The organism is Bradyrhizobium sp. S3.7.6, from assembly GCF_054061875.1.
Map to the genome: position 1 here is coordinate 5634653 of NZ_JBSSEQ010000001.1, position 13251 is coordinate 5647903.

General features: G+C 65.4%; 9 protein-coding genes. 6 read left to right on the plus strand and 3 right to left on the minus strand.

Annotated elements, in window-relative coordinates; genetic code table 11:
• Positions 1 to 53: 53 nt before the first annotated feature.
• The 4 genes from ACVJ5M_RS27650 (at position 54) to ACVJ5M_RS27665 (ending at position 4089) form a co-directional block, all read left to right on the plus strand.
• Positions 54 to 1673, plus strand: coding sequence for a L,D-transpeptidase (locus ACVJ5M_RS27650; RefSeq protein WP_063983642.1), 1620 nt, complete (start codon positions 54 to 56; stop codon positions 1671 to 1673).
• Between the two features lie 110 nt (positions 1674 to 1783).
• Entirely contained in the window at positions 1784 to 2350 is a 567-nt protein-coding gene (locus ACVJ5M_RS27655; protein ID WP_063983643.1) for a glutathione peroxidase, read from the plus strand.
• 166 nt (positions 2351 to 2516) lie between these two features.
• Positions 2517 to 3530, plus strand: coding sequence for a polysaccharide deacetylase family protein (locus tag ACVJ5M_RS27660; protein ID WP_028147793.1), 1014 nt, complete (start codon positions 2517 to 2519; stop codon positions 3528 to 3530).
• Between the two features lie 7 nt (positions 3531 to 3537).
• The gene (locus ACVJ5M_RS27665) at positions 3538 to 4089 is read left to right on the plus strand and encodes a hypothetical protein (RefSeq protein ID WP_063983644.1); all 552 of its coding nucleotides are present in this window, start codon (positions 3538 to 3540) and stop codon (positions 4087 to 4089) included.
• Positions 4090 to 4271: 182 nt separating this feature from the next.
• On the opposite strand, the gene ACVJ5M_RS27670 is transcribed toward ACVJ5M_RS27665, so the two are convergent.
• Both ACVJ5M_RS27670 and ACVJ5M_RS27675 read right to left on the minus strand, forming a co-directional pair.
• Complete coding sequence (locus ACVJ5M_RS27670; protein ID WP_063983645.1) at positions 4272 to 4724, minus strand: DoxX family protein; 453 nt, start codon at positions 4722 to 4724, stop codon at positions 4272 to 4274.
• 347 nt (positions 4725 to 5071) lie between these two features.
• A complete protein-coding gene (locus ACVJ5M_RS27675; protein WP_063983646.1) occupies positions 5072 to 7381 on the minus strand; it encodes an NADP-dependent malic enzyme in 2310 nt (769 codons plus the stop codon).
• A 246-nt stretch (positions 7382 to 7627) separates the two neighbouring features.
• On the opposite strand from ACVJ5M_RS27675, the gene ACVJ5M_RS27680 reads away from it, so the two are divergent.
• A complete protein-coding gene (locus ACVJ5M_RS27680) occupies positions 7628 to 9598 on the plus strand; it encodes a hypothetical protein (protein ID WP_231144908.1) in 1971 nt (656 codons plus the stop codon).
• A gap of 171 nt (positions 9599 to 9769) precedes the next feature.
• Here ACVJ5M_RS27680 and aspS read toward each other — a convergent pair whose 3' ends face one another.
• Positions 9770 to 11542: an aspartate--tRNA ligase gene (gene aspS, locus ACVJ5M_RS27685; RefSeq protein ID WP_063983647.1), complete on the minus strand. Its 1773-nt coding sequence runs from the start codon at positions 11540 to 11542 to the stop codon at positions 9770 to 9772.
• 197 nt (positions 11543 to 11739) lie between these two features.
• Here aspS and ACVJ5M_RS27690 point away from each other — a divergent pair, with 197 nt between their 5' ends.
• Positions 11740 to 13218 (plus strand): protein adenylyltransferase SelO, encoded by a 1479-nt coding sequence (locus tag ACVJ5M_RS27690; protein WP_063983648.1) that lies wholly within the window; start codon positions 11740 to 11742, stop codon positions 13216 to 13218.
• The last annotated feature ends 33 nt before the right edge of the window (positions 13219 to 13251 follow it).

Here is a 13251-nt window from a genome sequence, read left to right on the forward strand (position 1 = left end):
ACGCGTATCCCCTCTGCGAGACTAATTTCTGAGTTGGATTGTGGATTCGAGGAATGAATAGCGTGAACGGGGCCAGTTTTTCTGCCAGGCCGGCCCGGCTGTGGCAGGTCGCCATTTTGACGGCGGCGGGTGCGATTGGCTTGACCAGCCAGGCGGACGCGGCGTTCTACTACTGGAGCGACTACTCGGACGGGTCCTACGCCGCCCGGCAGGAGCGCTATCCCGACATTCCCCGGCAGAAGCCCCAGAAGCGCAGTACGGCTGGTAAGAAGGCGGTCGTCGCCGAGAAGGAAGCCGGCACCAAGCCGCAAGGTCCGCTCGTGATCGTCGTGTCGATCGATCGGCAGAAGGTGACGGTCTTCGACACCAACGGCGTGTTCGCAGAATCCCCGGTGTCGACAGGCATGAAGGGCCACTCGACGCCGATGGGCGTGTTCAGCGTGATCCAGAAGCACAAATTCCACCAGTCCAACATCTATAGCGGCGCGCCGATGCCGTACATGCAGCGGATCACCTGGTCCGGCATCGCCATGCATGCCGGCGTGCTGCCGGGCTATCCGGCCTCGCACGGTTGCATCCGCATGCCGATGGCGTTCGCGGTGAAGATGTGGAACTGGACCAGGATGGGCGCGCGCGTGATCGTCTCGCCCGGCCAGATGTCGCCGCAAAATTTCTCGCATCCCCTGCTCGCCTCGGTGCGCGTGCCGCCGCAGCCCGCCGCCAGCCTGGAGCCGCAGACCAATGTCGGCGACAAGGCCGACAAGGGCGCCGCACCAACCAAAGTCAGCGAAGCAAAACCCGTAGAGACGAAGACCGCCAGCGCGGAGAGCGCGCTCGAGCTGCGTTCGTCGCTCGGCCATACCGTGATGTCGGATGTGACCACCGGCAATGCACCGGTGCGCGCGGAAGCAGCCGCTCCCCCCGACAAGGTTGAGGCCAAGTCTGAAAAGACCGCCGAGGCATCTGCCCCGGTCAAGCCGCAGTCGGAAGAAGCCGCCAAGCCCGCAAGCACCGACGCAAAGCCCGTTGATGCCGCAGAAGCGCCCAAGACTGCAGAAGCGCCTAAGGCTGAAGCGGCCGAGCCCGCGAAGAAGCCCGATGCGCCCGCTGCCGCGCCTGCGCTCGCCGCCTCGCCCGACGCAAAGAAGGACGAGACCCGCGTCGCTGATCCTGCGCCTGCCGCAAAGCCGGAGACGCCCAAACGGGCCGGCCAGATCGCGGTGTTCATCAGCCGCAAGGATTCCAAGCTCTACGTGCGGCAGAACTTTGCGCCGCTGTTCGAGGTTCCCGTCACGATCGCTGCGAGCGACCGGCCGCTCGGCACGCACGTGTTCACCGCCGAGGTGGACAAGACCGACACCAACGCGCTGCGTTGGTCGGTGGTGTCGCTGCCGGTCTCCGCCCGCGCCGCCGCGCGCGAAGATGACAGCCGCGTGACACTCCGCCAGCGTGGCGCCGCCGTGATCCCCGTCGCCGCCAAGCCCGTTACAGCCAAGCCCGTGGTCATGCCGGACAGCCCGGCCGAGGCACTCGACCGTATCTCGATCCCTGCGGACACCATGGCGAAGATCAACGAGATGCTGACATCGGGCGGCTCGATCATCGTCTCCGACCAGGGCATCAACCAGGGCGAGACCGGCGAAGGCACCGACTTCATCGTCCGCCTCTACTAGAGCGCTTTCGAGCGAAGTGGCGCCTTGCCGCGTCCGATAACGCGGTGTTGACCAGGCGCGTCGCGCCGACGCAGTAAGGTGCGTCCCGGATCACGTCGGGGGACGTTGCCATGCTGAACCGCAGGACCATGCTCGCCGCGCTTGTCGCGACGACCGCGTCTGCTGGACGCAGCCGCGCCGATGGCGGCATGAGCCGGATCTCGGCCTATGCGTTCTCCTTCCCTGCATTATCAGGCGACGACATCCGCCTTGCCGCGTTCACTGGCAAGCCGCTGCTGGTGGTCAACACCGCTTCGCTCTGCGGCTACACTCCACAATACGCGGGCCTGCAAGAGCTCTGGAGCGAGTTTCGCGAGCGCGGGCTCACCGTGATCGGCGTACCCTCCAATGATTTCGGCGGCCAGGAGCCAGGCGGCACCAGCGAGATCACGGAGACCGCACACCACCAATACGGCGTTACCTTTCCGATCGCGGCCAAGGCCGTGGTGGTCGGCGCCAAGGCGCATCCGTTCTACAAATGGGCGGCCGAGGCGCGCCCCCGCGACGTTCCGCGCTGGAACTTCCACAAATACCTGATCGGGCGCGACGGCTACATTGCCGAGGTGTATCCGTCTGCGGTCGATCCGACGGACACGCGGGTCAAGACAGCGATTGCGAAGGCGCTGGCCGACAGCTGACACCCGCAAGCCCGCATCCGGTTGGGCACAATTGTGGCGGGGTGCCAAACAGCCGTTGCAATGACGAGGGCCCACCATCTAGGCTAGGACGATCAAGGGGCAGGATGGTTTTGCCAGAGGCGAAAAGCTGCGGCGGAACAACGGGATCAATCTCGAGGACAACACCATGCGTGTGGCGGCAGGACTGATTTTGGCAAGCGCGATGTCGGTTGCGATGGCAGGCGCAGCGTGGTCGCAGACCCCGGCCGCAAAGCCCGCAGCCGCCACCCAGGCGGCACCGGCTGCAGCCCCCGCCGCGGCACCGGCGCCCGCTCCCGCGGCGGCAGCCGCTGCGCCGACGCAAGCGGCCTTCCCGCCCCCGCCGAAACAGGCGCCCCAGCCCGCCCGCGCGGCCTGCAACACGCCCGGCGCGCTCGGCGTCGCCCGCACCGTCGAGATCGACACCACGGGTGGTCCGGGCTTCGGCTTCGAGCATTTCAAGGAGCTCGACTTCCTGCGCGACAAGGAGGTCGTGCTGACCTTCGACGACGGCCCCTGGCCGAAGAACACGCCCGCGGTGCTGAAGGCACTCGCCGACGAATGCACCACCGGCATCTTCTTCTCGATCGGCAAGCACGCGACCTATGAGCCGGAGATCCTGAAGCAGGTCTATGCGGCCGGCCACACTGTCGGCGCCCACACCTGGTCGCACGCCAACCTCAACAACAAGAAGCTCACGGAAGCGCAGCGCAAGGAAGAGATTGAGAAGGGTTTCTCGGCGGTGAAGTGGGCGCTCGGCGGCATCTCGCCCTCGCCGTTCTTCCGCTTCCCGGCGCTCCAGCACCCGCCGGAGATGGTCACCTATCTCGGCAACCGCAACGTCGCGATCTTCTCCTGCGACATCGACTCGTTCGACTTCAAGGCGTCGAAGCCCGAGAAGGTGATCGAGACCGTGATGAAGAAGCTCGACACCAAGGGCAAGGGCATCATCCTGATGCACGACTTCCAGAAGCACACGGCGGAAGCCCTGCCCGAGCTGCTCAAGCGCCTGAAGGCCGGCGGCTACAAGGTCGTGGCGATGCGCGCCAAGTTCCCGGCCTCGACGCTGCCCGAATACGACCAGGAGCTGCTCAAGGACGTCAAGCTGCCGACGGTGAGCACGCGCCCGGTCAATTCCGTCGTGACGACGGTCTCGGAATAGACCGCAATTGTCTTTCCGGTTTGAGGGTTACGTCATCATATCGGCGGACGGCATGCTTGCCGATCCGTCGCACATCATGCCCTCAACGTTGGTGTTCGAAGGCGACAAGCGCTTTTTCGAGCAAGCGCTCGATCGAGCCGCGGTCGTCGTGCACGGCGGACACTCGCACGAGCAGCAGCAGAATTCGCCGAAGCGCAAGCGGCTGATCCTCACCCGCAAGATCAAGGCACTCACCGTCGACCCGGAGATGCCGAACGCGACGCTGTGGAATCCCGAGCATGCGAGCTTCGAGGAGGCCTGCGCTTTCGCCGATGTCGCCTCCGGCACGGTCGCAATCATCGGCGGCCCCGTCGTGTTCGACATGTTCATGGACCGCTACGACACGTTCTGGCTGTCGGAAGCACCGCATGTGCGGTTGCCCGGCGGCGAAGGCTGCTTTGTCGGCGTGCCGGAGCGGACGCCGCATGAGGTGCTGGCGTCACACGGGATGAAGCCGGGGGCGCCGTATCTGCTCGACGCGGCGCATGACGTCACGGTGACGCCGTGGCGTCGAGTCTAGCGCAGGCGATCTGCGCTACGGCGTCGGAAGGTGATAGGCCAGCACGCCGCGCAGCGTGTGCACCGTGCCGCCCGCGCTCAGGCTGGTCATGAAATCAGACGCCAGATCGTCTCGCGCCCCGAGATGAGTGACGCGATATTCGGCGCGGGTGGAGATGCTGTCGGACGAGCCATCAACTCGCTTTACACGTCGCCGTAGGCCGTCTCGGCTGAGCGCGTAGCGCGGCCGTAGCCCATGATCATGAACAGCGCGCCGATGATCGAGAGATTCTTCAGCGCATCGACCACCATCCTGGCGTTGTCGGGCGCGGCCTGATTCCAGAAATCGGAGAACAGGACGGTCGAAACCGCGATGTAGATGATCATGAGCAATGCGAAAAAGCGCGCGCCGAAGTTCAGCGCAATCATCAGGCCTGCAATGATCTCAAGCCCGCCGCCCGCGATCGCCAGCAGTTGCGGCGTGGTCATGGCGGTCGCCGTCTCGATCTGCTTGGTGTAGGACTCTATGACTTCCGGCACCACCACCTTGGTGGCGATGAAATCGGCCGTCGCCTGGAGGGGAAAGAACTTGGTCGCGCCCGTGTAGATGAACAGCACGGCGAACAGGATTCGCCCGAAAGTCACGAACGCTGGCATGATCGGCCTCTTGGCTCAGGCTTTTTGAAAAAGGCGTCTTGACGAGAGCACCGGGCGATTATGAAGAGTCGTGCGCCGGTTTACAAACGGGGAAATGGCGAACTGCGAGCAATTCAAAGTTGGCGACGCGGGCGGTGCGCCTTCTCCCCTTGCGGGAGAAGGTGGCATAGGCGGCCTGCGGCCGCCGTTCTTAAGAACGCCGAAGCGAAGCTTCGGCTATGGCGCCGGATGAGGGGTATCTCCGCGAGCTCAATAGCGGTGGGACTCGTGGATAGAGCCCCTCACCCGTCTCGCCGCTAACGCCGCGATCCACCCTCTCCCACAGGGGGAGAGGGTAAGACGGCATCTTACGTAAACAACGTCGGCTGCTGCCGTGCAGCGCGCTCCTGCGCTTCCACGACCGCAACGGCCGTCATGTTTAGGATGCCGCGCGCGGTCACCGAGGGCGTGAGGATATGGGCGGGGCGCGCCGGGCCGATCAGGATCGGGCCGACGGGGAGCGCATCCGCCAGCGACTTGATCATCTGATAGGCGACGTTGGCGGTGTCGAGGCTCGGCATGATCATGATGTTGGCCTCGCCCTCCAGCTTGGAGTGCGGCAGCACCATTTTCCGCGCAGCAGCTGAAAGTGCCGTGTCGCCCTGCATCTCGCCGTCGGCCTCGATCTCCGGATGCTTCTCCTTCAACAGCTGGGTCGCTCGGCGCATCTTGCGCGAGGATTCGGTGTCGTAGCTGCCGAAATCCGAGTGCGAGACGAAGGCGATCTTCGGCTTGATGTTGAAGCGCTGGACGTGGACCGCCGCCAGCGAGGCGATCTCGGCGAGCTCCTCGGCGCTCGGATTGGGCCGAACTTGGGTGTCGGCGATGAAGAAGGCGCCCTTGCTGGTGATCAGCAGCGCCAGCGCCGCATAGTCGATGATCCCCGCGGAGAAGCCGATGATCTCGCGGACATGGCGGAGGTGGTGCATGTAGCGGCCTTCGACGCCGCAGAGCATGGCATCCGCCTCCCCGCGCATGACCGCGAGCGCGGCGATCACCGTGTTGTTGGTGCGCACCACCGTGCGCGCCGCATCCGGCGTCACGCCGCGGCGGCCGGCGACCTCGACATAGGATTGCACATAGGAGCGATAGCGCGGATCGTCTTCGGGATTGACGAGGTCGAAATCCTTGCCTGCCTTGATCGACAGGCCGAAGCGCTTGATGCGCGCCTCGACGACCGACGGACGCCCGACCAGGATCGGCGTCGCCAGCTTCTCCTCCAGCACCACTTGCGTGGCGCGCAGCACGCGCTCGTCCTCGCCTTCGGCGTAGATCACGCGCACCGGCTGGGTCTTGGCCTTGGCGAACATCGGCTTCATGACGAGGCCGGAGCGGAAGGCGAAGCGCTCGAGCAGCGCGGTGTATTCGTCAAAGTTGGTGATGGGGCGCGTCGCGACGCCCGACTCCATCGCCGCCTTGGCGACGGCGGGCGCGATGCGCAGAATCAACCTGGGATCAAAGGGGCTCGGGATCAGCGAGCCGGGGCCAAAGCCCTGCGTTTCGCCGGTGTCAAAGCCCTGCGCGACCGCATCCGACGGCGCCTCGCGCGCGAGCTGCGCGATGGCCTCGACGGCGGCGTGCTTCATCTCCTCGTTGATGGCGCTGGCGCCGACGTCGAGCGCGCCGCGGAAGATGAAGGGGAAGCAGAGGACGTTGTTGACCTGGTTCGGATAGTCGGAGCGGCCGGTGCAGATCATGGCGTCGGGGCGCACCTTCCGCGCCTCCTCCGGCATGATCTCCGGGGTCGGATTGGCGAGCGCCATAATCAGGGGCTTGTCGCCCATCGCCTTGGCCATCTCCGGCTTGAGCACCCCTGGTGCCGACAGCCCGATGAAGATGTCGGCGCCGCCGATGACGTCGCCCAGCGTGCGCTTGTCGGTCTTCTGCGCGTAGACCGCCTTCCAGCGGTCCATCGTGGTGTTGCGGCCTTCATGCACGAGACCGTCGATGTCGCAGACCCAGATGTTCTTGCGCTGCGCGCCCATCGACACCAGAAGGTTGAGCGTCGCGATCGCGGCGGCCCCTGCCCCCGACGCGACGATCTTGACGTCGGACAGCTTCTTGCCGTTCAGCCTGAGACCATTGGTGATGGCGGCGGCGACGATGATGGCGGTGCCGTGCTGGTCGTCATGAAAGACCGGGATCTTCATGCGCTCCTTCAGCTGCGCCTCGATCTCGAAGCATTCCGGTCCGCGGATATCCTCGAGATTGATGCCGCCGAAGGTCGGCTCGAGCGCCGCCACGGTCTCGACCACGCGCTCGATGGTGTCGGCGGCGATCTCGATGTCGAACACGTCGATACCGGCGAACTTCTTGAACAGGACCGCCTTGCCCTCCATCACCGGCTTGGAGGCCAGCGGGCCGATATTGCCGAGGCCGAGCACCGCGGTGCCGTTGGAGACCACCGCGACCAGATTGGCGCGGGTGGTGAGCGTGGCGGCCTCCGCCGGGTTCTTGGCGATCTCGGTGCAGGCGGCAGCAACGCCCGGAGAATAGGCAAGCGCGAGGTCGCGCTGGTTGGCGAGCGGCTTGCTCGCCTGGATCTCGAGCTTTCCGGGGCGCGGCAGACGGTGATAGGCCAGCGCCGCCTGGTGGAGATCATCAGAATAAGACGACATGCGGTGTCTCGCCTCGCGTTACCGGCTTCAAAATGCCTCATCCGGAGCCGTCGCCCAAGCGGACGGTATTTCCGGGTCATGGAAACGGGATGAAGCACGGCGGGCGCCCCGGTGGCAACATCCGATTACGGCCCCATCAACAGGGCGCATGGTCAAATACCTGATAGCGCTAGCTTTCCCTAGACCGCGCGGCATTTCCCGAATATGGCAGGTTGCGCAGTGCAAAACGGGCAACTGGAGCTGGGAATGAAGCGGATCCTGATCGGCCTGATCGTGGCAGCCGTGCTTGCCGCGGGCGGATGGTTCGGCTTCAACTTCTATGCCCAGCACCGCGCGACCAGCGAGGTCGAGGCGGCGTTCGAGCAGATGCGCCAACAGGGCGGCAAGGCGAGCCACGGCAAGATCACGTTCGAGCTCGCGACCCGGACGCTGACGATCGAGGATATCGCGGTCACTCCCGGCAACCTGCCGCAGGCGCAGATCAAGATCGCCGGCATCAAAGGGACGGGTGTTTGCCTGGTCGACGATATCAGGTTTTCGGCCGACAGCATCGACATCACCGGTGTTGAGGTCGCACTGGACCAGGCTCCCCCGGCAAAACTGAAAGTCTCCTACAAGATCCCGCAATTGACGATGCGCGACTACGCCGGTCCCGTTCACGCCGCGGCTGCGCCAGCGGACAACTCCCTGATCGAGATGTACCGCTATGCGCTCAGCCAGTACACGGGCGTCACGGCCTCGTCGCTTACGGCCCCGACACTGACGATGAGCTTCGATTCCGGCAACGCTGCCGCCGGCAGCGGCGAGTTCACCTATACCGGGCTGGCGATCCAGAACCTCAAGCACGGCAAGATCGATGCGATGAAGGCCGACCGCGCCGTCATCTCGGTCGAGGTGAAGCAGCCAGGCAAGCCGGACAAGCTGACAGGCGAGCTGTCGAACATCATCGTCAACGATTTCGATGCCACCGCGATCCTCGCGGCGCTCGATCCGCAGACGAGCGGCGACGACAACTATCGCCGGGTCTACCGGCAAGTCTCGGCAGGCCCGTACACGCTCAAATCGGCACAGGCGATTCGCGTCGATATCGACGGCTTCGCCATCGAGGACATCGCCGTGCAGCCGTCGAAATTCCGGCTGGCCGACGTGCTCGCCGCGCTGCCGCAGGATCAATCGGCGCCCCAGACGCCGGCGCAGGCGCGCGAGCTGCTGGAGAAGCTCGCCGGGGTCTACGAGGGTGTTCGCATCGGCAAGGCCGAGATGGGCAAGACGTCGATCGGGACGCCGCAGGGAACAGCCAAGATCAATGCGGTCAGGTACCGCGAGGGCGAGTTCGCCGTCGAGGGCGTCGATACGCCGTCGCCGCAAGGGCAGTTCAAGATGGAGCGCTTCGCGCTCAAATCGTTCAGCATTACGAACCTGATGCGCTGGGCCGCTGGCCTTAGCAATCCCGGGCAGGCGCCCTCGCCCGACCAGATGCTGGGCTTGTTCCGGGTGCTCGAAGGCGCCGAGATCAAGGGCGTGGTCTCGCCCTACAAGAACACGCGGCAGCTCGTCACCATCGACACGATCAGCCTCAACTGGGGCCAGCTGGTCGGATCGATCCCGAGCAAGGCCAATCTGGTCGTGAAGATGGTCACGCCGACCGATCCCTCCAATCCGGCGCAGCGGCCGCTGATCATGGCGGGCGTGGACAAGCTCGCGATCGACCTCGATCTCGGTGCCGCCTGGACGGAGTCCTCGGGCGCGTTTGCGCTCGCGCCTGCCACGATCGATCTCGGCAACCTTGCCAAAGCTCAGGCCCGCTTCGCGCTCGCCAACGTGCCGCGCGGCCTGTTCACGACCGATCCGGCGCAGGCCATGGGCCAGGCGGCGCAGATCGAGACCGGCGCGATCGAGCTCTCCCTGCGCGACAGCGGCGTCGTCGATCTCGTCGTGGCGCAGTTCTCGCGCATGCAGAATGTCAGCCGCGACGCCGCCCGCAGCGCCATCGCCGAGATGATCCGGGCGCAGGGCGAGAAGGTCATGGCCGCCAATCTCGATGCCAAAGCGGCGGTCGATGCACTCGCCGGCTTCGTCGAGACCTCAGGTCAGACGCTCACCATCAAGCTGACGCCGCTCGGCAAGCTGCCCGTGCTTCAGCTCATGGACGCACTGAACAGCGAGCCGATCGTCGCGCTGGCGCAGTTCAGGATCGAGGCGTCGACGGGGCTGTAGGGGCGAGCGGTGGTGCGCTCCCTCGCCCCGTTCTTACGGGGAGAGGGTTGGGGTGAGGAGCTGCTTCCGCGAAGAAGGTAACAAAGTGACTCGTGGAGAGTCCCCCTCACCCGCCTCGCATCTTCGATGCGATGCGGCCTCTCCCCGCACGCGGGGAGAGGCGAAGAGGGATCACTTCTGCGGCAGGTTCACCCGCACATGCAGCTCGCGGAGCTGCTTGGTGCTGGGTTCCGACGGGGCGCCCATCAGCAGATCCATGGCCTGCTGGTTCATCGGGAACAGCGAGATCTCGCGCAGATTGTTGGTGCCGCACAGAAGCATTACGATGCGGTCGACACCCGCGGCCATGCCGCCATGCGGCGGCGCGCCGTACTGGAAGGCGCGGTACATGCCGCCGAAGCGGTCGACCACTTCCTGCTCGCCGTAACCTGCGATCTCGAACGCCTTCACCATCGCTTCCGGCACGTGGTTGCGGATGCCGCCCGAAGCGATCTCGTAGCCGTTGCAGGTGATGTCGTACTGGAACGCCTTGATGGTCAGCGGGTCCTGGCCCTTCAACGCGTCGAGACCGCCCTGCGGCATCGAGAACGGGTTGTGCGAGAAGTCGACCTTCTTGTCGTCCTCGTTGTACTCGTACATCGGGAAGTCGACGATCCAGGCGAGTTCGAACCGCTCCTTGTCGGTGAGGTTCAGTTCCTCGCCGACCTTGTTGCGGGCGAGACCGGAGAATTTCCAGAACTTGTCGGGGTCGCCGGCGACGAAGAAGGCGGCATCGCCTTCCTTGACGCCGATCTGCGCGCGGATCGCAGCGGTGCGCTCAGGCCCGATGTTGTTGGCAAGCGGGCCAGCGCCCTCGCCGCCCTCGCGCCACATGATGTAGCCGAGACCGGGTTGGCCTTCACCCTGCGCCCACGAGTTCATGCGGTCGCAGAAAGCGCGTGAGCCGCCGCCTGGCGCCGGGATCGCCCAAACCTGGTTCTTGGGGTCTTCGAGCATGCGCGCAAAGACCTTGAAGCCGGAGCCGCGGAAATGCTCGGAGACGTCCTGCATCTCGATCGGGTTGCGCAGGTCCGGCTTGTCGCTGCCGTATTTGCGCAGCGCTTCGGCGAACGGGATGCGGCGCCAGTTCTTGCTCACCGGCTTGCCCTTGGCGAACTCCTCGAACACGCCGGTGATCACGGGCTCCATCGCCGCGAAGACGTCTTCCTGCGTGACAAAGCTCATCTCGACGTCGAGCTGGTAGAACTCACCCGGCAGACGGTCGGCACGCGGGTCCTCGTCGCGGAAGCAGGGCGCGATCTGGAAGTAGCGGTCGAAGCCCGACATCATCAGCAGCTGCTTGTACTGCTGCGGCGCCTGCGGCAGCGCGTAGAACTTGCCGGGATGGATGCGCGACGGCACCAGGAAGTCGCGCGCACCTTCCGGCGAGGACGCAGTCAGGATCGGGGTGTTGAACTCGAAGAACCCCTGCCCCTCCATGCGCCGACGCATCGACTTGATGATGTCGACGCGCGTCATGATGTTCTGGTGCAGCTTCTCGCGGCGCAAATCGAGGAAGCGATACTTCAGGCGGATGTCTTCGGGATATTCCTGATCGCCGAACACCGGCAGCGGCAGGTCGCCGGCCGGACCGAGCACCTCGATCTCGCTGACATAGATCTCGATCTTGCCGGTCGGCAGATCGTCATTGTCTGTCCCCTCGGGGCGGCGGCGGACCTTGCCGTCCATCTTGACCACGAATTCCGAGCGCAGCTTTTCGGCCAGCGCGAACGCCGGCGAGTCCGGATCGACCACGCACTGGGTCAGGCCGTAATGGTCGCGCAGGTCGATGAACAGCACGCCGCCATGGTCGCGAACGCGATGGACCCAGCCCGAGAGGCGAACTGTTTCGCCGATGTTGCTCTCGCGGAGCGCGCCGCATGTATGTGACCGGTAGCGATGCATGGTCGTCCCAAAATCAATGTCGGAGGGGTCGAATCGGACGGCCTGAAACGACCGGTCCGAAGTTGCGGCAGGGTTTACCCGACGAGACCGGGGGCGGCAACCAAGGGAACGGGCTGTTTTGGGGCCGAAGCGCCCATTTTTGGCCGATTGGGCCTCAAGCCTTTGCCATCAGGCGTTCCCCGCCTATCTTTACCTCCATGACCGTCCATTTCCCCTTCCAGAACTCGTATTCGGCACTGCCGAACAGCTTCTTTGCCCGGGTCGCGCCGACCCCTGTGGCCGCCCCCCGGCTGATCAAGCTGAACCGGCCGCTGGCGGTCCAGCTCGGGCTCGACCCTGACCTGCTGGAGACCCCTGAGGGTGCCGAAATCCTGGCCGGGAAAACGGTTCCCGCTGGCGCCGACCCAATCGCCATGGCCTATGCCGGCCACCAGTTCGGGCAATTCGTGCCCCAGCTCGGCGACGGCCGCGCCATCCTGCTCGGCGAGGTCATCGACAGAGACGGCATCCGCCGCGACATCCAGCTCAAGGGCTCGGGTCCCACCCCGTTCTCCCGCCGCGGCGACGGCCGTGCTGCGTTGGGTCCGGTGCTGCGTGAATACATCGTCAGCGAAGCCATGTTCGCGCTCGGCATCCCGACCACGCGCTCGCTCGCCGCGGTCGTCACCGGCGAGCACGTCATCCGCGAGACCGCGCTGCCCGGCGCGGTGCTGACGCGCGTCGCCGCGAGCCACATCCGCGTCGGCACCTTCCAGTTCTTCGCCGTCCGCCGCGACACCGGCGCGATCCGCCGGCTCGCCGACCACGTCATCGCCCGCCACTATCCGGATCTGCTCCAGGCAGAGCGCCCCTATCACGCCCTGCTCGCCGGCGTCGTCGCGCGTCAGGCCGATCTCATCGCGCGCTGGCTGCTGGTCGGCTTCATCCACGGCGTGATGAACACCGACAACTCTTCGATCTCGGGCGAGACCATCGATTACGGCCCCTGCGCCTTCATGGATGCCTACAACCCCGCGCAGGTGTTTTCGTCGATCGACGAGATGGGCCGCTATGCCTATGCCAACCAGCCGCGCATCGCGCTGTGGAATCTGACCCGGCTCGCCGAATGCCTGCTGCCGCTGTTCTCCGATGATCAGGAGAAGGCGGTCGCGGAAGCCCAGGACATTCTCGGCGCCTTCGCCGAGACCTTCAGCAACGCCTATCAAGCAGGCCTGCGCAAGAAGGTCGGCCTGTTCACGGAACGCGACGGCGACGAGGCGCTGATCCAGGACCTGCTGGATGCCATGGCCAAGAACCAGGCCGACTTCACCCTCACCTTCCGCAAGCTCGGTGACGCCGCAGGCGACGAGGCCGCCGCGGCCGACGTCCGCGCGCAGTTCATGGACCCCTCAGCCCTCGACGACTGGGCCAGACGCTGGCGCGAGCGCACCGCGCTGGAGCCGCAGGCCGCAGCCGAGCGGCAAGCCGCCATGCACGCCGCCAATCCGATCTTCATCCCCCGCAACCACCGCGTCGAGGCCGTGATCCAGGCCGCGGTAAACAACGACGACTACGCGCCGTTCGAGGAGCTGGTGAAGGTGCTGGCCAAGCCGTTCGAGGAGCAGCCGGACTATGCCGCCTACGCCGATCCGCCGCTGCCGGACCAGCGGGTGCTGCAGACGTTCTGCGGGACGTGAACCTGATCTGGAGTGCAAAATTACCCAGCTCCC